Source organism: Amycolatopsis sp. NPDC051371, assembly GCF_040682155.1.
Classification (GTDB): Bacteria; Actinomycetota; Actinomycetes; order Mycobacteriales; family Pseudonocardiaceae; genus Amycolatopsis.
On record NZ_JBFBAG010000010.1, the window covers coordinates 19,334 to 43,154 of the forward strand.

Here is a 23,821-nt window from a genome sequence, read left to right on the forward strand (position 1 = left end):
TCAGTCGCCGACGCGCATGGCCGCGACGGCGGCCGGACGCAGGGCGAACCGGGTGGGAATCGCGATGGCGCCCCAGCCGAGGAGAGCGGCGGCCGCGACGATGCCGAGGTAGATCAGCGGCGGCACGGCGGGCAGTGCGGCTCCGGTCAGGCTGAGGCTGATCCCGACCAGCGGCGGCAGCGCGGCCAGTGATCCGAGCACGACCGCGGCCACGACGACGACGGTCGCCTCGCGCCGCGTCATGGCGCGGACCTGGCGCGGTTTCGCCCCGACCAGCCGCAGCAGCGCGAACTCGCGGATCCGAGCCGCGGTGGCCAGGACCAGGATGTTCACCACCGCGATCGCGATGAAGGCGATCAGCACGAGGTTGAGCAGCAGGTTCACCGCGGACTGCGCGCCCGCGGCGTCGTTCTGCGCCGTCGCGAACGACTTCCGGTCGGTGACGCGGATTTCCGGGTACGCCCGCAGGAAATCGGCTCCCGGCGCGCCCGAGACCAGGATCTCGTCGTCGAGCCCGCTCGTGGTGTGTCCGGCGACGGCGTCGTGCGGCAGCGTCAGGTCACCGAACCCGAGGCCGCTGCCGTAGATCGCGACGACGCGGGCGTGGTGGGGCGTGCCGTCGCCGAGCCGCATCGTGACCGTCTCGCCGAGGCCCACTCCGAACGTGCCGGCCGCGTTCTCGCTCACGGCGACGGCGTCTCCGGTGAGACCGTCCAGGCTGCCCCGGCGCACGTCGAGGTTCAGGACACGACCTAGCCCGTCCGGCGTGACGCCCTGCGCGGAGTAGGCCTCGGTCATCGGCTCGCCGAACGTCTTCGACGTGACCAGAACCTGCGTTCGCACCACGGAAATCGCCGCGGCCACACCCGGCGCTCGCCGGGCCGCGTCGGCCACGGCGGGGGCGATGCCGCCATTGGCCACGAGCACCTGGTCGGCGAGCAAGCCGGTCTCGGTCTGGTGCCGCGCCGCGGCGGCGGTCGTCGTCACGGTGAAGATCTGCACTGCCGCCAGCGTCACGCCCATGATCAGCGGGGTGGTCGCGGCACCGAGCCGCCGGGAGCGGGCGCGGGTGTTGGCCCCGGCGAGGAACCCGGTGGACCCGTGGCCCAGCCCGAGCTTGCCGAGCACCGCCGCGGTCGCGGTGAGCAGCCGCGGGCCGAGCAGCGCGATGGCGACGACCAGCAGCAGTGCCGACGACGCCGCGCCGGCCGTCCCCGCCGTTCCGTTGATCACCAGCGGGAGCGCGATCCCCGCGACGGTCCCGGCGATCGCGAGCAGCCAGCCCGTGAGCACCCGGCCGCGGCCGAGCTTGGGCGGTTCGACGGCGGCTTCGCCCAGCGCGTCGACGGGGCTGATCCGCGCCGCGCGGCGGGCGGCGATCAGGCCGGCCGCGACCGCGGAGAGCACGGACCCGACGACCGCGGCGACGATCGGGAGCGGGCCGATCACGAACCCGAAGCCCTCGGGGATCGAGCCGTAGCGGACGAACACGCCGTGCAGCCACAGGCTCAGGGCGACCCCGGGGCCCGCGCCGAGCACGGCCGCCACCGCGGACACCAGCGCGGTCTCGATGCCGATCAACCGGTAGATGTGCCCCGGCCCGGCCGCGATCGCCCGCAGGAGGGCGAACTCGCGACGGCGCTGCTGGATGGCCAGGCCGAGGGTGCTGGCGACCACCAGCAGGACGATCATCAGCATCGTCCCGCCGAACGAGGCCGCGACGACCGTCAGGAACGACCGTGCCGCGCCGACGTCGAGGAACTCGGCCGCGGCCCGGTCGTCGCCGGTGGCCGTCACCACGCCCGGCACGGCCGCGCCGATCCGCCGGGCGAGGTCCGCTTCGTCGGCGCCGGGCTCGGCCAAGACGGCGACAGCGTCCACCGTGTCCGGCCGGCCGGCGGCGACGCGGGCTTGTTCGTCGGTGAAGAACGCCGACGGCTGCCCGGCCGCGATGGTGCCGACCACCCGGTACGACGACGCGACCCCACCGACCGTCACGTCGACCACGGCGCCGACGCGCCCCGCGTCGAGCACCACCTCGTCGGGTCGCTCCGGGGCCCGGCCGCCGGTGAGCGTGCCCGCACCGAGCCGCGTCGAGGACCACCCGTGGGCGACGAGCGGGACCGAGCCGGCCGCACCCCGCAGATCGGCCGTGACGCTCACGTCGGGCACCACCGCGGCGACCCCGGGCACCCGGGCGATGTCGCCGGCCCGGGTGACGGGCAGCGGAACGCGCTCGGCGAACCGCTGGTCCTCGCCGTCGGTCGACGTCGACTGCTCGGCGGTGACGACCACCGCGGCGACGGCGTAGCGCTGCGGCGGGATTCCCGAGCGCAGCCCGGATTCGAGCAGGACACCGCTCGCGGTGATCAGGGCGGAACCGGCGAACACCGCCACGAACGCGGCGGCGAACGCCGTTCGGCGCGCGCGGATCGTCTGCCAGGCCAAGGCGAACATGCTCATCACCACTCCCCGAGGTGGGTCATGCGCTGGGCGATCCGCTCCGGGGTCCCGCCGGTCAGCTCGCCGGCGATCCGGCCGTCGGCGAGGAACACCACGGTGTCGGCGTAGGAGGCCGCGACCGGGTCGTGCGTGACCATCAGCGCCGTCTGACCCCACCGGTCCACGGTCTGTCGCAACGTGGCGAGCACCTGCCGCGCGGTGCGGGTGTCCAGCGCGCCCGTCGGCTCGTCGAGGAACACCACCTCGGGCCGGGTGACCAGGGCCCGGGCGATCGCGACCCGCTGCTGCTGACCACCGGAAAGCTTGCTCGGGCGGCGGTCGAGGGGGACGTCCAACTCGACCGACCGGACGACCTCGGCGAGGAACACCGGGTCGAACCGCTGGTTGCCCAGGCGCAGCGGGAGCACGATGTTCTGCTCGACCGTCAGCGCGTCCAGGAGGTTGTAGGACTGGAAGACGAAGCCGATCCGCTCCCGCCGCAGCGCGGTCAGCTCGGACTCGCGGCGCCCGGTCAGCTCGGTTTCGCCCAGCATGATGCGACCCGACGTGGGCCGGTCCAGCCCGGCGGCGCAGTGCAGGAAAGTGCTCTTGCCCGACCCGGACGGGCCCATGATCGCCGTGAAGCTCCCGCGCCGCAGGCCGAGGCTGACGCCCTTGAGCGCGTGCACCGCGGCGTCACCCTTGCCGTAGGTCTTGGCCACCGAGTCCATCTGCACCGCGTACTCGAGCCCGTTCGCGACCGCTGTCATGGCCTGCGTCCTTTCCCCTGGAATCCGGTGATCCCGACGCTATGAGCGGGCGGGGCGCGGCACACGGGGCCGGGATCCCGAACCGGGGGTGTAGCCGGCTACACCCCCTCGGGGGGTTCAGTAGAGTTCGGACACTGCACCGCAGGCCAGGGGAGCGGCGATGACGACAGCGATCAGACGCAGCACCGGCGCGACCGCGGTGCTGGCATCCGGGCTGCAGACCGCGCTGCCCGCGCTGGCCGGCGTGGTCGTCGCGCCGCTGCTCGTGCTGCTGCTGCCGTTCGTGCCGGCGGTGGCCAAGCCGGTGCGTGCACTGGCCGGGCTGGAACGCGAGCGGGTCGGGCGCCACCTCGGGTACCGGCTGCCGGAAGCCGCCCACGCCGAGGGCGGCGGCCGATTGCGTGCGGTCCGGGACCCGGCCACCTGGCGCGACCTGCTCTGGATGGCCGTCCACGGCTTCGCGGGCACGTTCCCCGGCCTGACCGGCATCGCGCTGTGGCCCGCGATCGTGATCAGCGCGCTGACGCCCGCGTACTGGTGGCTGTTCCCGCCGCGCACCATCACCGGGATGTTCGTCATCATCGAGACGTGGCCCGAGGCGCTCACGTTGCCCCTGTTGCAGGCCGTGGCCTACGCCGCCGCGGTGTACTGGCTGGTGCCGCTGATCGCCCGCGGCCAGCTCCGGCTCGCGCGCTCGCTGCTCGGACCCGGCGACGCCGAGGTGCTGGCCCAGCAGGTCGAGACCCTCACCCGGACCAGAGCCGAGGCGCTGGAATCGCACGGCGCCGAGCTGCGCCGCATCGAGCGCGACCTGCACGACGGGATCCAGGCGCAGCTGGTCGCCGTCGCGGTGCGGATCGGCCTGGCCGAACGCACCCTGGGGGCCGAACCGGAGAACCCGGCCGCGGCGTTGCTCAGGGACGCCAGGACGGGAATCGAGGACTCCCTGGGCAACCTCCGCGAGATCATCCGCGGCATCTACCCGCCGATCCTCGCCGACCGCGGGCTGGGCGGCGCCGTCCACGCACTGGCGGGCGGGCAGCGCATCCCGGTATCGGTCCGGGTTCCCGACGACCTGCCCCGCCCACCGGCGGCGATCGAGGCGGCGGCATACTTCGTCGTCGCCGAGTCACTGACCAACGTCACGAAGCACAGCACGGCCGCGCACGCCGAAGTGATCCTCGACGGCGACGGGCACAGCCTGCGCGTCACGGTCCGCGACGACGGCCAGGGCGGCGCCGACGCCGAGGGCGGCAGTGGGTTGTCCGGCATCCGGCGCCGGGTCGCGGCGCTGGACGGAACTGCCCGGATCGACAGTCCGGTGAACGTGGGAACGACGATCGAGGTACTGCTGCCATGCGCATAGTGCTCGCCGAGGACAACGCCCTCCTGCGGGAGGGGATTTCGCTGCTGGTCAAGAGCGCGGGGCACGAGATCGTCGGGATCGCGGCCGGCGGCCCGGAAATCCTGCCGACGCTGCTGGAGCACCGCCCGGACATCGCGGTGCTCGACGTCCGGATGCCCCCGAGCTTCCGCGACGAAGGCCTGCGCGCGGCGATCGAGGCCCGCGAGCACCTTCCCGGGTTGCCGGTGCTGGTGCTGTCCCAGTACGTGGAGCAGGCCTACGCGAAGGAACTGCTGGCGACCGGCGCGGCCGGCACCGGGTACCTGCTCAAGGACCGGGTCGGCCGGGTCGAGGAGTTCCTGGACGCCCTCGAGCGCGTCGCGGCCGGGGGCACCGCGCTCGACCCCGAGGTGGTGTCACAGCTGATGAACAAGCGCGACCCGCTGGACAGCCTCACCGCCCGGGAGCAGGAGGTGCTGCACCTCATGGCGCAGGGCCACGACAACCTCTCGATCGCCAAGGACCTGGTCGTCACCGAACGCGCGGTGACCAAGCACATCGGCAACATCTTCCGCAAGCTCGGCCTGCCCACGAGCGACAGCGGTCACCGGCGGGTGCTGGCCGTGCTGGCGTACGTCAACGCCTGAGAATTCGACCTCGTACTTCCCGGCTCGGCTGACGAGGTCCACCAGTCGTCGAGCCACGGCTACCAACTCGGCGTCGCGATCGAGATCCAGCCCGGCCAGCCGCCCCCGTCACCAACGCATTCACGATCAACTCAGCTGACACCCCGTCATCCCAGCCCTCGGTGTTGGAGCACCGTCAGTGACGAAACCTGAAAGGGGATGGGAAGTTGAGGCGACCGAGATCGAGGTAGACGATAGTTGCCTGGCTAGCCGCCCAGCGCGACGTGGAAGATCTTCTCGTTGCTGTTGTCGGGGATGCTGTCCTTGTCGCCGTTGTTGGTCGTCGTGAGCCACAGGCCGCCGTCGGGGGCGGGTTCGACCGTGCGCAGCCGTCCGTAGGTGCCGTTGAAGTACGCCTGGACGTTCGTCAGGTCGTTGCCGCTGATGACCTCGCGGTACATCCGGGTCCCGCGTTCGCAGGCGACGTAGAGCACGTCGCGGACGATGGCGATGCCGGAGCACGAGCCGTCCGCGGTGGGGTAGGTCCGCTTCGGGGCGATGAAACCCGCGGTGCCGCACGTCCCGGACGTGCCTTCGCACGCCGGCCAGCCGTAGTTGCCGCCCTTGATGATCAGGTTGGTCTCGTCCATGATCGCGTTGCCGAACTCCTGCTCCCACAACCGGCCCTGGGAGTCGAAAGCCAGGCCCTGCGGGTTGCGGTGGCCGTAGCTCCACACCGCGTTGCCGAAGGGGTTGTCCGACGGCACGGTGCCGTCCGGGTTCAGCCGCAGGATCTTGCCGTTGAGGCTGGCCTTGTTCTGCGCGTTGTCGCCGTTCTGGGCGTCACCGGTGCTGGCGTAGAGCTTGCCGTCGGGACCGAAGCGCAGCCGGCCGCCGTTGTGGAACTTGTTGCGCAGCAACCCGTTGAGCAGGACCTGCTCCGACGCCGTGTCGAGCTTGTCGTTCTCCAGCTTGATCCGCACGATCCGGTTGTCGGACGGCGAGGTGTGCATGATGTAGAGCCAGTGGTCACCGGCGAACCCGGCCGAGACGGCCAAGCCGAGCAGGCCGCCCTCGCCGTCGGTGTTGTCCACCCCGGGGACCGTGCCCACCGACGTCTTGGCCCCGGTGGCCGGGTTCAGGTGGACGATGTCGTGGGCGTCGCGCCGGGTGTAGAGGATCGTGCCGTCCGGCAGGGTCACCAGGCCCCACGGGATGTCGGTGTCGGTCGCGATCTGCGTCACCGCGCACACGGAGTCGCCGCAGGCCGCGCCGGTGGTCACGGTCGTGGTCGCGCTGGGCGGCGACACGTTCGCCTGGGCGTCCCGCGCGACGACGTAGTACGAGTAGCTCGTGTTCGCCGCCAGCCCGCTGTCGACGAAGGTGGTCGCGGGCGGCGCGGTGGCCGTTCCGGTGACCGCGCCGACCTTGGCGCCACCGCGGTAGACGTCGTAGGCCCGGACGCCGATGTTGTCCGTGGCCGCGGTCCAGTTCAGGGTCACCGTGGTGCCGGACGCGCTGCCGGTCGGCTTCGTCGGCGCGCTCGGCGCCTGGGTGTCCGGCTGGCACCGCGGCGGCGTGATCGGCACGGTGGCGCTGGCCTGTGAGACGTTGCCCGCGGCGTCCCTCGCGTTCACGTACAGGCCCCAGGTCACGCCGCCGACCACGGTGAGGCTCGTCGACAGGGTGCTCCCGCTCACCGACTTCATCAGCTGGCCGTCGTGGTAGACGTCGTAGAACGTCACGCCCACGTTGTCGGTGGCGGCGTTCCACGAGAACGTCACGGCGTCGCAGACCAGGTCGCTCACCCGCGGGTCGGCCGGCACGGTCGGCGGCTGGGTGTCGCCGAGGGAGGTCCGCCACTGCTGGTTGCCCCCGCCGGTGCAGGTCCACAACCCGACCAGGGTGCTGTTCGCGGTGCCCGCCGCGGTGACGTCCAGGCAGAGACCCGACTGCACGCCGGTGATGGCGCCGTCGGCGCTGATCCGCCACTTCTGGTTGGCGCCGCCGTTGCAGGGGTAGATCTGCGCGTCGGCCGGGGAGGTGGTGCTCGCGCCGGCGACGTCGAGGCACATCGCGGCGTCGTACACCCGCAGCTCGCCGGCCGCTGTGAACGTCCATGCCTGGTTGGCCTGCCCGTTGCAGTCGTAGATGTTGACGCGCGTCTTCGCCGCGGTGCTGTTGCCGACGACGTCCAGGCACCGCCCGGAAGCCACGCCGACCACCGTCGAACCGGTGGCGGCGGTCGCGGTGGTGGCGGTCGGCGCGACCACCGCGCCGGCGGCGATCACCGCGGTCACGACACCGAGGCGCAGCCGACGGCGGAGGTTCGAGGAGAACATGCTCCTACCTTTCACGGTGGATCAGCCGGGGACCACAGGAGGGGCGGAGTGCCGCACCACTTTCGTGGGCCCTCGCTCGGACGTCAAGACTTGTCCGGCTGCTTGTCCGCCCAGTGACTGCTTCCCGTTGTACGGTGTGTCATATATCAGATCGGATCTCGGGAGGTCTGGTGGAACTGACCCGTCGTCAGGCTCTGGCGATCAGCGCGGCCGGCGTGGCCGCGGCGGGATTGCCGACGTCCGGAGCCGCTTCGGCGGCCGGAACCGGCCCGGTGACCGAAACGCTGCTCCTCACCGGCAGCGACGCCGACCACACCGTCGACTGGGACTTCCAGGTCACGGCCGGCCGGCGCGCGGAGGAGTGGGCCACGATCCCGACACCGTCCAATTGGGAGTGCCACGGCTTCGGCAGTTACCACTACGGCGGGGATCTCGTCCCGGCGGAGAAGGGCAACTACCGGCACTCGTTCACGCCACCGGCGTCCTGGGCCGGCCGTCGGATCTTCCTGGTGTTCGAGGCCGCGATGACCGACGCCGACGTGCGGGTCAACGGTGTCTCGGCGGGGCCGGTGCACCAGGGCGGCTTCTACCGTTTCCGCTACGACGTGACGGCCCTGGTGCGGCTCGGCGAGCCGAACCTGCTCGAGGCGACCGTCAGCAAGGAATCGGCGGACAACTCGGTGAACGACGCCGAGCGCCGCGGCGACTTCTGGAACTTCGGCGGGCTCTTCCGGCCGGTGTCGCTGCAGGCGTACCCGGCCGCCCGGATCGACCGCGTCGCGATCGACGCTCGCGCGGACGGAACCTTCGCCGCTCAGGTCACGCTCGCGGGGGTGACCGCGGCGGCCCGGCTGACCGCGCAGCTGCGCCGGCTCGACGGCACGGCCGTCGGTGGCGCCTTCTCGGTCGCCTTGGCGAGCGGCGCGACCAGCGCGACCCTGACGACCACCGCGGCCCGGCCACCGTTGTGGACGGCCGAAACGCCGAACCTCCACCAGGTCGAGCTGACGCTCGTCAGCGCCGCCGGGGAGCCGTTGCACAGCACCGTCGAGCGCTTCGGGTTCCGCACGATCGAGGTCCGGGCCGGTGACGGCGTCTACGTCAACGGGAAGCGAATCGTCCTCAAAGGAGCGAACCGGCACACCTTCTGGCCGACCTCCGGCCGGGCGTCGAGTCCGCGGCTCGCCCGGCTGGACATCGGGCTGATGAAGGACATGAACATGAACGCCGTCCGGATGTCGCACTACCCGCCGGACGCGTACTTCCTCGACCTCTGCGACGAGCTCGGGCTCTACGTCCTGGACGAGCTGACCGGCTGGCAGCACCACTACGACGAGGGCGTGGGCGCGCCGCTGGTCGAGGCCTTGGTCGAGCGCGACGTCAACCACCCGTCGATCCTGTTCTGGGACAACGGGAACGAAGGCGGCTGGAACACCGCGCTGGACGACGACTTCGGGCAGTACGACCCGCAGCGGAGGGCGGTCCTGCACCCGTGGACGACGTTCAGCGGCGTCGACACGAGTCACTACCAGACCTACAGCAGCACCGCGAGCAAGGTCGCCGGCAGCACGATCTTCCTGCCGACCGAGTTCCTGCACGGGCTCTACGACGGCGGTGCCGGAGCCGGCCTGAACGACTACTGGAAGCTCATGGGCGGGTCGCAGCGCTCGGCGGGCGGGTTCATCTGGGCGCTCGTCGACGAAAGCGTCGCGCGCGACGACCGCGGCGGCGCCCTCGACACCAACGGCAGCCGCGCCCCCGACGGCATCCTCGGACCGTACCGGGAGAAGGAAGGCAGCTTCTTCACGATCAAGGACATCTGGTCACCGGTCCAGCTGGCCAGTCCGGCCTACTACGACTCGGTTTTCCCGACGTCGTTCGACAAGACCGTGAAGCTCGTCAACCGGTACGACTTCACGAACCTCCGGGCGTGCCCGTTCAGCTGGCAGCTGCTGGCGTTCCCCGCGCCCGGCGCGGGCACCGGTCACCGGATCCTGGCTCAGGGCCAGGCCGGCGCGCCGGACGTCGCCCCGGGAGCCACCGGCGCGGTGACGCTCGGCCTGCCCGCCGACTGGGCCGCCGCCGACGCGCTGCGGCTGAGCGTGACCGACCCGACCGGCCGGGAAGTCGCGGGTTGGACGTGGCGCGTCCGCAAGGCGCCGGACTTCGCCGCGCGCCTGGTCAAGCCGGCGACCACGGGCAGCGTCACCGCGACCGAGACCGCCGCCGACGTCGTGCTCGTCGCCGGAGCCACCCGGGTCACCATCGGAAAGGCCGACGGACGGCTGACCGGCGTGCGCCGCGGCGGTACGCCGGTGTCGCTGGCCAACGGTCCCGCCCCGGCCGGGGGAGCGGCCACGCTCACCGCGTTCAGCCACTTCCGCGACGGCACCGGCTGGGTCGTGCACTGCGACTACAGCGGTGATCTGACGTCCGTGCGCTGGCGCCTGGACGCCAACGGCTGGCTGCGGCTGGAGTACAGCTACCGCGCCACCGGCGACCACGACCACCTCGGCGTGAACTTCGACTATCCGGAGGCGAACGTCCGGGGCGTGACGTGGCTCGGGGACGGGCCGTACCGCGTCTACAAGAATCGGCTGCGCGGGGTGGCTCCCGGCGTCTGGAGCAAGCCGTACAACAACACGGCGACCGGGGCGAGCGGGTTCGCGTACCCGGAGTTCAAGGGCTACCACGCGCGGACCTGCTGGGCGGCGCTGGACACGACCGAGGGCACGGTCACGGTGGTCGCCGCGGAGGAAGGTCTGTTCCTGCGGCTGTTCACCCCGGCCACCGGACCCGATCCGCAGAACGCGGTGGTCACCTACCCGGCCGGCGGCCTCTCGCTCCTGGACGGCATCGCGCCGATCGGGAACAAGTTCCACGGCGTTGCGTCGCTGGGCCCGGAGAGCCGGCCGAACGCTGCCACCGGCGACTACCACCGCACCGTGTATTTCCGCTTCGACGCGTGACCGGGTCCGGCAGGAAGGTCCCGTAAGCATTCGGAGCTGTCCGCCGGACGAATCGGTGGGGGTTTCCAGCGCGAAATCTTCTTCGTCGACAAGGGATTCAGTCCAACCGTCTCTGGTCCAGCGTTCGTGCTCGCCCGAAGTACGGCGCGGTTGCGGTGTCGAAGCGGGTGAACTCACTGGTTCGGTCGCCGGCCACGCCGATGACGATGACGCCCGCGAGGTGCAATCCGTTGGTGGCGCGGTCGCCGACGTACTCGCCCCGGCGAATTGACCGTTCGCCCCGATGGACACTGTGCCGTCGATTCGGCCTGGGTCAGCGCTGATCGCGTTGACGAACCGATGCGCCTCGCTCCCGGCGGTACTCGAACGGCAGCGGCGGCATCCGGACGTCGTCCGTCATGAGCGCGATGAAAGGCGCCGCTGTCCGGCGCGCTTGCCCGCCGGCACCAGCAGCCTCATCCTCGACCGGCTTCAGTGTCGGCAAGCGGTCGCGCCGTGGCAGGAGATCATGGCCTGCAGCGTGTCGTGCAGTTGCTTCGCGGTGTCTGCCGGAAGGTCGGCCGCGGTGTTGTGCAGTTCCTGGGGGTCTTTGCTCCGGTCGTAGTATTCCTTGGTTCCGTCGGTGTACTCGACGTAGGTGTAGGTGGCGCCGCGGATCGCCTCGTAGGTGCTCGGGTTGCCGCTGTTTTTCGTCGGCTTGTCCGGGTCGGTTTTGTCGAAGTCCGGGCCGTGGTGCTCGACCAGCCCGACCGTGCGCCAGGCCTGCGGTGTGGTGCCCCTCAGCAGCGGCACCAGGCTTTCGCCGTCCACCTGGTCGGGTGTGCGGGCGCCGGCGAGTGCTTCGAAGGTCGGCCGCAAGTCGATGTTTTCCGCCGGTTGGTCGACCGTCGCGCCGGCTTTGACGCCGGGGCCGGTGACCACCAGTGGCACGTGCACGTCGGTGTCGAAGGCCGTCTGCTTGCCGGGAGTGAGCCGGTATTCACCCATGTGGTAGCCGTTGTCCGAGGTGAAGACGATGTCGGTGTTGTCGCGTACCCCGGCCTTGTCGAGCGCGGCTTGCACGGTGCCGATCATCGCGTCCACCGACTGCACGGCCTGCGCACGCTTGCGGAAGTCCTGGTCGATCTTCTGCTTTTCCTTGTCCGTCAACGGTGTGCGGGACGCGAGCCACGGTGGCGCCGCGGACGGCAGAGTGTCGAAGGCGGGTCCGCGCGGCGCGGTGAGACCGGGAAAGGCGTCGGCGTCGCGGGGCGCCGGGGTGTAGGGGCCGTGCGGGGCGAACGTGGCGAGCTCGATCGCGAAGGGGGTGTGCGCGCCGGCCGAGCTGCCGACGAACTGCGCGGCTTTGCCGGCCATGACGTCGACCAGGTAGTCCTGGGGCGTCTTGCCGTAGTGCTTGATCGTGCCGTTTTCGTTGAGGTCGTAGTCGAATTCGCCGTAGCCGTTGCCGGCGACGTCCCACTCGTTCCAGCCCGGGGGCACGCCGCTGGTCTTGGGGTCGTAGCCGTTGAGGTACTTGCCCATCATCGCGGTGTGGTACCCGGCCTGCTGCAACGACGTCGCGAAAGTCGACTTGTCGTCGCCGCGGCCGTGGAACGTGGCGTACCCGCCGTCCTTGCCGCCGTTGGTGAACACCCCGGTGTTGTGCGGCACCATGCCCGTGAACAGCGACGACCGCGACGGGCAGCAGAGTGAGTCGGTGACCGTGTAGTCGGCGAAGGTGGTCCCGGTCTTGGCCATGTCCTGCACGTGCGGCAGGTACTGGAGCAGGTTCATCGACAGGTCGTCGGTGAGGACGAGGACGATGTTCGGTTTGCCGCCCGCTGCTCCGGAAGCTTGGGGCGACGTCGAACCGCCGGTGCTGCAGGCTGCGGCGGCCATCGTCACGGTCAAGGCCAGGGTCAGGAAAACACGGGTCCGGTGTGCCATGTCCGCAGGCTATGGGCGTCACGACAGAGCCGCATCAGCGCTGTGTTCGGGTTCGGTAAGGGACCGGTCCGGCCACCCATCCATCCAGCCAGGTGCGTGCTCGGGTGCGCAGTGCGGCGAAGTCTCCCGTCACGAGGCATTCCCCGGTCAACGGCGAGCCGACGCCCACCGCCACCGCGCCCGCCGCCAGCCAGGATCGAGCGGCCGCCAGGTCGACGCCGCCGGTCGGGACGACGCCTGCCTGCGGTAGCGGGGCGTGGAGTTGGCGGAGGAACTCGGGCTGGTGGGAGCTCGCCGGGAAGAGCTTGACCAGCTCGGCGCCGGCCTGCAGTGCGGTGTCGATCTCGGTGGGGGTGAACGTGCCGGGCAGGACCGCGATGTCCCGGGCCGACGCGTATTCGACAACGGGGACGGAAAGCGCTGGGGACACCAGGAAGCGGGCGCCGGCGTCGATCGCGCGCCGGGCGTCGTCGAGCGTGCGGACGGTGCCCGCGCCGACGAAAGCCCCGCCGTCCAGTGCCTCGGCCGCCGCGGTGACGACGTCCAGCACGTCCGGGCCGGTGAGGGGGAACTCCAGGACCCGGACACCTTCGTCGACGAGCACTCGGCTGCCGTCGAGGAGGTGGCCGGCTTCCCCGCCGCGGAGGATCGCCACCAGACGCGACTCCCGGATCGCCTGGATGACGGCGTTCACGACGCCTCGGACACGAGCGTCGGCCGGCCGGCACCGAGGTCGCCGGGGAAGTGGCAGGCGGCGAACCGGCCGGGGTCGACCTGACGGAGTACGGGGCGTTCCGTGGCGCAGATCGTGCGCTCGGGGTGCACCGCGGGCCCGATCGGGCAGCGGGTGTGGAAGCGGCACGCCGAGGGCGGGTTCACCGGGCTTGGCACGTCTCCGCTCAGCACGATGCGCTCCCGCCGTCGCTCGGCTGCCGGATCCGGGGCGGGCACCGCCGAGAGCAGGCTCGCGGTGTAGGGGTGCCGCGGGCGGGCGGTGACCTCGTCGGACGGACCGGATTCCACGACCCGGCCCAGGTACATCACCATGATCCGGTGCGAGATGTGCCGGACCGTCGCGAGGTCGTGGCCGATGAACAGGTAGGCGAGACCGAGCTCCCGCTGGAGCCGCTGCAGCAGGTTGATGATCTGAGCCTGCAGGGAAACGTCGAGCGCCGACACGGCCTCGTCGCACACGAGCAGCCGGGGTTCGACGGCCAGGGTGCGCGCGATGACCACCCGCTGCAGCTGGCCGCCGGAGAACTCGTGCGGGTACCGCGTCGCGGCCCGCGGCTCGAGCCCGACGAGCTCGAGCAGCTCGCCGACGCGCCGCCTGGCCGGTGCGCCCTTGGCGATGCGGTGCACCAGGAGCGGTTCGGCGATGGCGTCGCCGATCGTCAGCCGGGGGTTGAGCGAGGACAGCGGATCCTGGAACACCAGCTGGGTCTGGCCGCGGTAGCGGGCCAAGTCGGTGCCGCGCAGCGTGCCGACGTTCCGGCCGTCGAATTCGATGGTGCCCGAGGTGGCCGGGTGGATCCCGAGCAGTGCTTTGGCCACAGTGGACTTTCCGCAGCCCGATTCGCCGACCAGCCCGAGTGTTTCCCCTGGCGCGATCGAGAAGTCGACATCGTCGATGGCGCTGACGTCGACGGTCTCGCGCCGCAGCCGGCCGGTCCGCCGGGTGACGGGGAAGGTCTTCAGGAGGTTTTCGACCGTGAGCAACGGCTTTTCCGTGCGGGAATCCTCGGCGCGTTCCGGTGGCGCCGGGGGAGCGGGCAGGGGTGGCAGGTCACCGTCCTCTCCGGACACCCAGCACGCCCACACCCGGTTCCCGCCGTCGCCGAAGTCCGGTGGCCGTTCCTCGTGGCACCGCGCGGTCGCCGCGTAGCACCGAGGAGCGTACGTGCATCCGGGAGGCGGCGTGACGAGGTCGGGTGGGCGGCCCTCGATCGGGACCAGCGGCACCTCCCGCGAGCCTGCCAGCTGGGGCGTCGCCGCCAGCAGGGCGCGGGTGTAGGGGTGGCGCGGGGCCGCGAACAGCTCGTCCACCGGTGCCTGCTCGACGATGCGCCCGGCGTACATCACGGCGACCCGTTTGCACGACCGGGCGACCACGCCGAGGTTGTGCGTGATGAGCACGATCGCGGTGCCGAGGTCCCGGTTGAGCTCCGCGAGCAGGTCCAGGATCTGTGCCTGGATGGTGACGTCGAGCGCGGTGGTCGGCTCGTCGGCGATGATGACGTCGGGTTCGTTCGCCAGCGCCATGGCGATCACGACGCGCTGGCGCATTCCGCCGGAGAAGGCGTACGGGTAGTCGGCCAGCCGGCTTTCCGGGTCGGCGATGCCGACGCGGCGCATCAGGTCGACCGCACGCGTCCGGGCCTGGGCGCCGGTGAACTTCCCGTGCGCGGTCATGGCCTCGACGAGCTGGTCGCGGATGCGCATCACGGGGTTCAGCGAGGACATCGGGTCCTGGAAGATCATGCTGATGCCGCCGCCGCGGACCTTGCGCAGCTCGCGCTCGGGCAACTCGACGAGATTCCGGCCGTGGTAGCGGACCTCGCCCGACTCGATCCGGCCCGGAGCGCGGACCATCCGCAGCACCGACGTCGCGGTGACGGACTTGCCGGACCCGGACTCGCCGACGATGCCGAGCGTCTCGCCGGCGCCGACGTCGAACGACACGCCGTTGAGTGCGTGGACCTGGCCGCGTTCGGTGTCGAACGTGGTGACCAGGTCCCGGACGCTGAGGATGGTTTCGCTCATGGTCATTCCCCTTCCGGCAGCCGCGCCAGCAGCCCACCGTCGACCGGCAGCACCGCGCCGGTGACGAAGGAGGCGTCGGGGCCGGCGAGGAAGGCGACGCACCGGGCGACCTCCTCCGGCCGGCCGACGCGGCGCAGCGGGTAGTTGTGCTCGATGCGGGTGAGCTCGGCGGGGTTCTGCCAGCGGTGGGCGTTGCGCGCCACCGCGATGAACGCGGGTGCGACGGCGTTGACCCGAACCCCCAGTGGGCCCCACTCGAGCGCGGCGTTGCGGGTGAACGCGGTCAGCGCCGCCTTCGCGGCGGCGTAGGCGCCGAACCCGCGCTGGGCGCGGAACGCGTGCACCGAGCCGACGTTGACGATGGCGCCCGGCTTGCCGTCCAGCCCGCGGACGAACCGGCGGCTGAGCGCGACCGGCGCGCGGAGCGAGACGTCGAGCGTGCGCGCCCACCCTTCGTCGGTGCCGTCGCTCAGCGGCGCCCGTTCTTCCGCGAAGGCGCAGTTGATGAGCACGCCGGTTTCGAAGGGAGCGGAGGTAGCGGCCTGGATGCAGGTTTCGCGGACGGCGTCGTCGGTGACGTCGCCGGTGACGGTCTCCCACGGCGCGTCGTCGCCCCTCTCGATGTCGAGGCCCACCACCGTGCTCCCGAGGCTGTGCAGGTGTGCCGCGATCGCACGGCCGATGCCACGGGCGGCACCGGTGACCACGCACGTGGTCGATTCCCATGTGGTCGGGTTCATCGGCGCAGCAACCCCTTGTTCAGTCCGTCCGCGATCAGGTTGAAGCCCAGCACCAGCGCGACCACCACGATGATCGGCCCCAGGGCGTACCACGGACTCTGGTTGACGAAGTTGGCGCTGGTGCGCAGCAGCGCGCCCAGCGAGGGCGCCGGCGGCGAGATGCCGAGCCCGACGAAGCTCATCGCGCCCTCGATGAACACCGCCATGGACAGGCTCAGCGCGGCCTGGACGATCAGCGAGTCGAGGGCGTTGGGCAGGATGTGCCGCAGCAGGACGCGAATGCGGCTGGTGCCGATCACCTCGGCGGCCACCACGTAGTCGCGGGTGCGCTGGCCGCGTACCGCGGTCCGGGTGAGCCTGCCGAAGAGCGGGACGTTGACGAGCACGACCGTGACGACGATCGACGTCATGCCGGGCCCGATCGCGGTCGCCGACACCGCGACACCGAGCACGAGCGCGGTGAAGGCGAGCAGCACGTCGAAGACGCGCTCCAGGATGGTGTCGACGATGCGGTGCAGGCCGCACAGCAGCCCGAGCAGCGTCCCGACGACGGCCCCGAGCGGGACGGCGAGACCGGCGACGAACACGTCCTGCCGGATCCCGTAGAGCACCCGGGTGAGGATGTCGCGACCGAGTTCGTCGGTGCCCAGGAGGTGGCTCGCGCTGGGCCCGGCGAAGCTGTCGGCGGTCTGCGCGTCGAACCCGTAGGGCGCGATCCAGGGGGCGAGCAGGCCGAGCGCGATCAGCAGGACCACGATGGCGAGCCCGGTGACGGCTTCGGGATACCGCAGGGCACGGGCCCAGCGCGAGCGTTCCCGTGCGGGTACGCCGGCCACTGATGTCGAGATCGCGGTCATCATGCCTCCAACCGGACGCGGGGATCGACCGCGGCGTGCGCGAGGTCGGTGAGGGTCTGCACCACCACGAACACGGCGACGGTGAGCAGCAGCAGGTCCTGCACGAGCACGTAGTCGCGGTTGAGCACGGAGTTGACCAGCAGGTCGCCGATCCCGTGCCAGGCGAAGATGGCTTCGACGACGATGGCGCCGCCCAGCATCTGGCCGACCTGGATGCCGAGCACGGCGAGCACGGGCGGCAGCGCGTTGGGCACGATGTGCGCCGACACCAGCCGCCGGCGGGGCAGGCCCTTGGCGACGCCGGTCCGGACGAAGTCCTCGTCCATCACCTGGCGGATCGACGCGCCGAGGAAACGGGCGAACACGGCGACGGCGGGCAGGGCCAGGCAGAGCGCGGGCATGAGCAGCGACCGGAATGCGAGCCCGGCGTCGTCCCCGAATCCCACGTAGCCGCCCGCGGGCAGCAGCCGCACGGTCACCGCCAGGGCGAGCACCAGCAGCACGCCGGTCACGTAGGGCGGGAGCGCGAACGACAGTGAGACGAGCGCTCCGACGGGCCTGGTCACGAGTGGCCTGCGGCTGGTCCCCAGCAGCACCCCGCCGAGGGCGCCGAGCACCACGGCGAGCAGCAGCGCGGCGCAGGTCAGGGTGATCGTCTGGGTGAGCGCGGTACCGATCGCCTCGACGGCGGGCACCTTGCGGATGTAGGAGGTGCCGAGGTCGCCCGTCACCAGGCCCCGCAGCCAGTGCACGTACTGGAGGACGACGTTCTGGTCGAGCCCGAGGCCCTGCCTGATCGCCGTCCGGGTCTCTTCGGTGGCGTCGGGACCCGCCAGCGCGGTGACCGCGTCGCCCTGGGTGAGCCGGGGGACCGCGAAGACCACCACCGAGGCCACCAGCAGCACCAGGATGGCCGACGGTACCCGCCGGAGTGCGTACCTGATCATGTCGGCGCTCTCAATCCGTCAGGTACGCGTCGTCGAGATCGATGTAGTCGTACATGGTGTAGTCCAGGTTCTTCAGTCGGCTGGAGACGGTGAAGGTGTGTGCGCTGACGACCAGGTCGCTCACGAACTGGTTCTCGAGCAGGAAGTCGTTCGCACGGCCGTAGGCGGCGGGATCGTTCGCGCTCCACAGCTGGTCCGCGACGGCCCGGTACTCGGGGGAGTCGAAGTTGGAGGCGTTCTTCTTGGCGTTGAAGGGAAACGCGCCCTTGACCAGGGTGGCGGGGCTCAGCTGGCCGAAGCCGTGCACGTTCACGTAGAGGCCGGGGAGGTTGCCGTTGCCGAGCTTGGCGAAGAAGTCGGCGGCCTGCAACGGGACCAGCTTCGGGTCGAGCCCGGCGTTCTTCAGGCCGAACTGGACGATCTCGGCGATCGTCTGGTTGGTGAGGAAGCCCGAGTTGAACGCGACGTTGACGGGTTTGCCCACGGCGCCCGCGGCGGCGATCAGTTGCCGCGCCTTGCCGATGTCCTGGTGGTATGTCCCGGCTTTTGCGGGGTCGAACGCCGGCGAGGACTCCGACCAGGGCAGGGAGCTCGTCCGGCCGATCCCGGCCAGTGCCTGGTCGAGGATGCGCTGCCGGTCGATCGCCCACGCGATCCCTTGTCGCACCCGGACGTCGTCGAGCGGTTTGAGCTTCACATTGGACGCCACGTAGTAGGTGGCGTCGTCGGCCTCGCTGGCGATGACCCGGAAGGCGGGGTCGCCGCGCAGCACGGCCGTGTCGAGCGGGGCGAGGTCGAGCCCCACCTCGCTCTGCCCCGACCGCAGCGACGACAGCATCGACTGCGACTGGCTCTGCACCTCGATGTTCACCCCGTCCAGGTGCGGCAGGCCCGTCTTCCAGTAGTGCGGGTTCTTCTTCAGCTTGACGCCCACGCCCGGGGTGTAGGAGTCCACCGTGAACGGTCCGGTGCCGACGAACCGCCTGCCCTTGAGCAGGTCGTCGAAAGTGGCCTGGTCGACGATCGGCATGAGTTCGAACAGGTCGAAGAGGTTCGAGACGGGCTGTTGCAGGGTGAGCGTCACGGTGTGGGCGTCGGTGGCCTTCATACCCGTGATGGCCGCGGCGACGTGCTTGAGCTGGGAGCTCACGTCTTTCCGCTGCACGGCCTTGAGCGTGAAGAGGACGTCGTCGGCGGTGAACTCCCGGCCCGAATGGAAGGTCACGCCGTCCCGCAGGTGCAGGGTGATCGACTTCTTGTCCGAGCTCTGCTGCCAGCTCGTGGCCAGTTCCGGCTGGGGCTGGAGGGTCTTGCGGTCGTAGGTGGTGAGCGTGTTGAAGACGGTCCGGATGATCGCGAAGTTCGGGTTGTTCTGCGACAGGAACGTGGTGGGGGCGATGTCCGCGCTCTGCAGGATCGTCACGGTGCCGCCGCCGGGGCCCGCGGAAGCGCTGGCACCACAGCCCATGAGCGCACCGGCCAAGAGGGCCGCGCCCGCCAGGGCCGCCGTGCGACGGTGCACGAGTTGCTGGTTCATGGTCGCGGGACTCCTAGATGTTCGCCGTCCACAGGACGCGGCAGCTGGGGTGGTCGGTGCGGAGCCGGACGCCGAGCCCGGGGCGGTCGCTCACGTGCAAGTGACCGTCAGTGATGTTTTCGGCGCCGTCGACCAGTTCGGGCCGCCAGGGCACCTCGCCGAACTGGTGTTCCAGCACTGTCGCGTTCGGACACGCGGCGAGCAGGTGGGCACTGGCGGCGGTGGCGACCGGGCCCGACGGGTTGTGCGGTGAGATCGCCGTTCCGGTGGCGGCGCGGGCGATCGAGAGGGTCCGCTCGATCCCGCCGGCGTGCTTGACGTCGGGCATGAGGACGTCGACGAGGTGCTCGGCGACCGCGGTGCGCGCCTCGTCCAGGTGGAACATCAGCTCGCCGCCGGCGAGGGGCAGCGTCGTGGCGGCTCGGAGCCTACGCAGGTCTTCGACGTGCTGCACGGCGAAGGCGTCTTCGAGCCACGCCACGCCGAGCTCTTCCATCGCCGGGAGGACCCGGTGCACGTCTTCGGCGGTGAGACGTTCGTGGAAGTCCACTTTGAGTCCGACGTCCTCGCCGATGGCGGTGCGGATGGCTCGCAGCCGAGCGACGCCGGTGTCGGCCAGGTCCTGGCCGGGCTCGCGGACGTCGAACGGGGCGCACTTCACGGACGTGAAGCCGGCCGCGACGGCGCGGGCCGCCATCTCGGCGACGTCGGCGGGGGACCGGCCGCCCGGCATCCGGTTGATGTTGGCGTAGAGCGGGACGCGATCGGGGGAGACGCCGCCCAGCCACTTCCACACGGGCTCGCCGTCGGCTTGGGCGGCGAAGTCGACGAGTGATTGCTCGAGACCGCCCAGCACCGTGGCGGCGGCGAATTTTTCCTGCTGTGGCAAGGATTCAACCGCACGCGTCAGCTCGTCGACGACGGAGGTCCGGTCGGCGAGGAGGTCACGTCCTTCGAGCGACGGAGTCAGGGCGGTCAGGCGCCGGATGACCGCGTCGGTGTCGCCGGCGTCGGAGCATTCACCCACGGCGCTGGTGTCTCCGTCGCGCAGCACCACGAAGTGCCACCGAGTCCTCGCACTGACTCGTGACTCGATCAGCTCCAGCGTGCGGACCACTCGACCTCCCGGGGGATTTACTACACACTAGAAAATTAATAAGGTTCGGTCAACAGCTCGGTCGCGCGAAATACTTCAAGCTGTTAAGTTAATCGTCCTCGGACTACGGGGAGGCTCACGGTGAACCAGCAGGCACAACGCTTCCTTCGCGAGCGCGGCCGGTTGGCCACCGCCACGGCCGCGATGCTCGCGGTCACCGCCGCCGCCGCGCCGGCCTCGTCCGCGCGGGACGCCGCACCGACGACGATCACGGTGTCGAACGATCGCTACGTGACCTCGGACGGCAAGCGGGTCGGCGCGATCCCGGAGAGCATCGTCGGGGCCAACCAGCGCTGGCCCGACGACGGCAAGGGCATCTGGGATCCCGGCCGGGACGCCCCGGCGCCCGGGATCGTCGAGCTGAGCAAGCAGACCGGCCTGCACACGCTGCGCTACCCGGGTGGCACGGTGGCCAACATGTTCGACTTCACCCGCGCGATCGGCCCACAGGACCAGCGGGGCTGCCAGACGTCGGCGGGGTTCGCCAACGGCCGCTTCGTCGCGGTGGACAGCCGTTTCGGGCCCGACGAGAACGAGCGGCTCGCCGACGACATCGGCGGCGACACCCTGGTGATGGTGCCCTCGATCGGCCGGACGGCGGCGGACGCGGCGGACTACGTCGAGTACCTGAACTCACCCGCGGACGGCACGCACACCAACCCCGGCGGCGGTGTCGACTGGGCGGAAGTCCGCGCCCGCAACGGTCACCCGGCGCCATATGGCATCCGGCACTGGGAGTTCGGCAACGAGCCCTACCTCGCCGGACAGCACTACTGGATGTCCGACGACGAGACGACGCGGCTCGGGCAGTTCATCGATGGCGGGTGGCAGCACCAGACCGCGCAGGACCCGCAGTACCAGGACAACGACGGCCTGTTCACCGGCTGCGACCTGCTGCACCGGCAAACGGGATCGGGCGCGGCGAACCAGCAGTACCGGGTCCGCTTCGGCCCCATCGCCTTGCCCGGTGACGGGCCGGCGGCCGAACCCGTCGTCAAGGTCGGTGGTGCGCTGTGGCAGCGGGTGGATTCCTTCGCGGGACAGGCGCCCGTTGCCCACGTCTACACCGTCGGCAAGGCCGCGGGGACGGTCCGGTTCGGTGACGGGACGCATGGCGCGGTGCCGCCCGCCGGGGCGTCACTCTCGATCGACTACACCAGCGGCCACCACGACGGGTACGTCGCCTACCGCGACGCGATGCGGAAGGTCGACCCGTCGATCGAGGTCTGCTCGGGCTGGGGACGGCCGGCGTTCGCCAAGGCGATGGGAACACGTGCTTACGACTGCCTCGGCACGCACTCCTACAGCACTCCGGCGCCGGACGGAACGTTGACGCGGTACGGTAATCTGCAGGCCGCGACGGCCGACCGCGACAAGGAGCTCCGCGACCTGCGAGACCGGATGGCCCACTACTTCCCCGACACGGCCCGGCGGCCGAAGCTGCTCGTCACGGAGTACGGCACGATCGGCGTGGCGGCGCCGCAGTACGAAGCGCGGCTCGCCCACGTCCTGTACCTCGCGGCCATGGTCGCCGGCCAGCTCGAGAACGACGTGCGGGTCTCGATCAACTCCAACACCGCCGACCTGCCGAACGAGGACGGGACACCGGACGTGCAGAATCTCTTCGGGAGTCCACCCGAGTTCGTCCGGACCGGCCGGGCGGAAATGCTGTCGATGTACGCCTCGATGGCGGGCGGGCACCTCGTCACGACGAGCATGACCGGGAATCCCGTGCTCCCCGCGCCCGCGGGGGACTACCCGGCGCTGCGCGCGGTGACCAGTTGTGACGGCCAGGCGACCCGGATGGTGGTCGTCAACCGCGACGCCGAGCACGGCTTGCCCGCGGACGTGAAGCTGCCGGGGCCGATCGCCGGCCCGGTCACCGTTTCGACCCTCAACGGGCCCTCGGTCGACGCGCTGAACTTCCCCGGCCAGGCGCCGGAAATCTCCACGCGTACCGTCCGCGAGCACGCGCAGGCCGGTTCACTGCGGCACACCTTCGAACCGCACAGCGTGACGCTCCTCGAGTTCCCCGGCGGCGGAAAGGCCTGCGCCTCGTGACGACCCGGGCCTCCAGTCCAGCCGGTCTGCAGCTCGACAGCCTCCGGCGCAGCAACGCCTCCGTGGTGCTCAAGGCGGTCCGGGACACCGGCCCGGTGTCCCGGTCGGAGATCGCCGCCGTCGTCGGGCTGAGTCCCGCGGCCATCACGAAGATCATCGTCGAGCTGGAGCGCGCCGGGTGCATCACCGAAGCCGCACCCGCGCAGTCCCAAGGCCGCGGCCGGCCCCGCACCCCCGTCACGCTGGACCTGGCGCGCCACCGGTTCCTCGGTGTCCACATCGGAATGCAGCGGGTCACCGCGGGACTCGTGGACCTCGGTGGCAACCTGATCGGGCTGCGTGCGCGCAAGCACCGGAGCTCCGCGCCGAGTTCGGTGCTGTCCACGGCGAGGCGGCTGGTCGGCGAGCTGATCGACCAGACGGGCGTCCAGCCGGCCGACGTGGTGGGCTATGGGGCGTGCACCGGCGGCTGGGTTCCTCCCGATTCCGGTGCCGTCCGCGCGTTCGAGGGTCTCGGCTGGCGTGACGTGGCGTTTTCGGACGGTCTCCGGGTCGAGGGCCTGCCGGTGCCCCGCGTCGAGTCGACGGTCCGGGCGCTGGCACTGACCGAAGCCCGGCTCGCGGCGAACGCGGGCCGGCGGAACATCCTCTACCTCTTCGTCGGCAACGTCATCGGCTGCGCCCACGTGGTGGACGGCGCCATCGCCCGCGGCCAGCACGACGCCGCGGGCATCATCGACCACGTCAGCTCCGGCGCCAAGGCCGCCGTGGCGTGCACGTGCGGTCGCTACGACTGCCTGTGGGCCGTCGCCAGCGACGCGGCACTCACCGCCGCCGCGCACAACCACGGACTGCTGACCGGCGACGCCGGCATCGACGACCTCGTCACGCTGTCGGAGGGGACGGGGCAGCAGGCCCGGACGGCGCGGCGCATGCTCGACCAGCGGGCCACCCGTGTCGGCACGACGGTGGCGGGGCTCATCGACATCTACGACCCGGACCTCGCCGTCATCGGCGGGGGTGACCTCGCCACGTCGGCCGTCCACTTCGAACGGATGGCCTCGACAGCTGCCGAACGCGGCGGCGGCCGGGGACGTGAGCCGGTGCCGGTCCGGCCCGCGGTCCTGGTCGGCCCACCTGGCTTGGTCCAGGGCGCGGCGACGTCCGCGCTCGACGCCTTCTACGCGGATCCGCTGGCCTTGGCTTGACGCGCGTTGCCGCGATGGTCGATCCGGAGCGCCTCCGCGATCCGGTCCACCAACCACCCCTAGGACCCATGCCCAATCGGCCATGTCCCGCCATGGCGCGCCGGTGCGAACCCGTCACCGGATCCCGTC

16 protein-coding genes are annotated in these 23,821 nt (G+C 71.1%); 5 read left to right on the plus strand and 11 right to left on the minus strand.

Features of this window, described 5'->3' with window-relative positions:
• The gene (locus AB0M59_RS14825) at positions 1-2,463 is read right to left on the minus strand and encodes an FtsX-like permease family protein (protein WP_364614300.1); all 2,463 of its coding nucleotides are present in this window, start codon (positions 2,461-2,463) and stop codon (positions 1-3) included.
• Positions 2,463-3,212 (minus strand): ABC transporter ATP-binding protein, encoded by a 750-nt coding sequence (locus AB0M59_RS14830; RefSeq protein WP_364614303.1) that lies wholly within the window; start codon positions 3,210-3,212, stop codon positions 2,463-2,465. Before AB0M59_RS14830 ends, AB0M59_RS14825 begins: the two co-directional genes overlap by 1 nt.
• A 160-nt stretch (positions 3,213-3,372) precedes the next feature.
• Between AB0M59_RS14830 and AB0M59_RS14835 the strand changes: the two genes are divergently transcribed.
• Positions 3,373-4,578 (plus strand): sensor domain-containing protein, encoded by a 1,206-nt coding sequence (locus AB0M59_RS14835; RefSeq protein WP_364614306.1) that lies wholly within the window; start codon positions 3,373-3,375, stop codon positions 4,576-4,578.
• Positions 4,569-5,204 (plus strand): response regulator transcription factor, encoded by a 636-nt coding sequence (locus AB0M59_RS14840; protein WP_364614309.1) that lies wholly within the window; start codon positions 4,569-4,571, stop codon positions 5,202-5,204. Before AB0M59_RS14835 ends, AB0M59_RS14840 begins: the two co-directional genes overlap by 10 nt.
• Positions 5,205-5,449: 245 nt before the next feature.
• Here AB0M59_RS14840 and AB0M59_RS14845 read toward each other — a convergent pair whose 3' ends face one another.
• A complete protein-coding gene (locus AB0M59_RS14845; protein ID WP_364614312.1) occupies positions 5,450-7,525 on the minus strand; it encodes a PQQ-dependent sugar dehydrogenase in 2,076 nt (691 codons plus the stop codon).
• Between the two features lie 170 nt (positions 7,526-7,695).
• Here AB0M59_RS14845 and AB0M59_RS14850 point away from each other — a divergent pair, with 170 nt between their 5' ends.
• On the plus strand, positions 7,696-10,494 hold the full coding sequence (locus AB0M59_RS14850; protein ID WP_364614315.1) for a glycoside hydrolase family 2 TIM barrel-domain containing protein: 2,799 nt from the start codon (positions 7,696-7,698) through the stop codon (positions 10,492-10,494).
• A gap of 471 nt (positions 10,495-10,965) precedes the next feature.
• Here AB0M59_RS14850 and AB0M59_RS14855 read toward each other — a convergent pair whose 3' ends face one another.
• From AB0M59_RS14855 to AB0M59_RS14890, 8 genes are read right to left on the minus strand one after another with little or no spacing between them, the layout of a single operon-like run.
• Positions 10,966-12,423, minus strand: coding sequence for a sulfatase (locus AB0M59_RS14855; protein ID WP_364614318.1), 1,458 nt, complete (start codon positions 12,421-12,423; stop codon positions 10,966-10,968).
• Between the two features lie 34 nt (positions 12,424-12,457).
• Complete coding sequence (locus tag AB0M59_RS14860; protein ID WP_364614321.1) at positions 12,458-13,117, minus strand: bifunctional 4-hydroxy-2-oxoglutarate aldolase/2-dehydro-3-deoxy-phosphogluconate aldolase; 660 nt, start codon at positions 13,115-13,117, stop codon at positions 12,458-12,460.
• Positions 13,114-15,186 carry an ABC transporter ATP-binding protein gene (locus tag AB0M59_RS14865; RefSeq protein WP_364614324.1) on the minus strand — a complete coding sequence of 691 codons (2,073 nt, stop codon included), beginning with the start codon at positions 15,184-15,186 and terminating at the stop codon, positions 13,114-13,116. Before AB0M59_RS14865 ends, AB0M59_RS14860 begins: the two co-directional genes overlap by 4 nt.
• Positions 15,187-15,188: 2 nt before the next feature.
• Positions 15,189-15,926, minus strand: coding sequence for an SDR family oxidoreductase (locus AB0M59_RS14870; RefSeq protein WP_364614327.1), 738 nt, complete (start codon positions 15,924-15,926; stop codon positions 15,189-15,191).
• On the minus strand, positions 15,923-16,786 hold the full coding sequence (locus AB0M59_RS14875; RefSeq protein ID WP_364614330.1) for an ABC transporter permease: 864 nt from the start codon (positions 16,784-16,786) through the stop codon (positions 15,923-15,925). The genes AB0M59_RS14870 and AB0M59_RS14875 overlap by 4 nt, the downstream gene beginning before the upstream one ends.
• Positions 16,783-17,730 (minus strand): ABC transporter permease, encoded by a 948-nt coding sequence (locus AB0M59_RS14880; protein ID WP_364614332.1) that lies wholly within the window; start codon positions 17,728-17,730, stop codon positions 16,783-16,785. The genes AB0M59_RS14875 and AB0M59_RS14880 overlap by 4 nt, the downstream gene beginning before the upstream one ends.
• 10 nt (positions 17,731-17,740) lie before the next feature.
• Complete coding sequence (locus tag AB0M59_RS14885; RefSeq protein WP_364614335.1) at positions 17,741-19,267, minus strand: ABC transporter substrate-binding protein; 1,527 nt, start codon at positions 19,265-19,267, stop codon at positions 17,741-17,743.
• A 13-nt stretch (positions 19,268-19,280) separates the two neighbouring features.
• Positions 19,281-20,384: a mandelate racemase/muconate lactonizing enzyme family protein gene (locus AB0M59_RS14890; RefSeq protein WP_364614338.1), complete on the minus strand. Its 1,104-nt coding sequence runs from the start codon at positions 20,382-20,384 to the stop codon at positions 19,281-19,283.
• Positions 20,385-20,504: 120 nt separating this feature from the next.
• Between AB0M59_RS14890 and AB0M59_RS14895 the strand changes: the two genes are divergently transcribed.
• Both AB0M59_RS14895 and AB0M59_RS14900 read left to right on the plus strand, forming a co-directional pair.
• Positions 20,505-22,484 (plus strand): hypothetical protein, encoded by a 1,980-nt coding sequence (locus AB0M59_RS14895; protein ID WP_364614341.1) that lies wholly within the window; start codon positions 20,505-20,507, stop codon positions 22,482-22,484.
• Positions 22,481-23,692: an ROK family transcriptional regulator gene (locus AB0M59_RS14900; protein WP_364614344.1), complete on the plus strand. Its 1,212-nt coding sequence runs from the start codon at positions 22,481-22,483 to the stop codon at positions 23,690-23,692. Before AB0M59_RS14895 ends, AB0M59_RS14900 begins: the two co-directional genes overlap by 4 nt.
• The last annotated feature ends 129 nt before the right edge of the window (positions 23,693-23,821 follow it).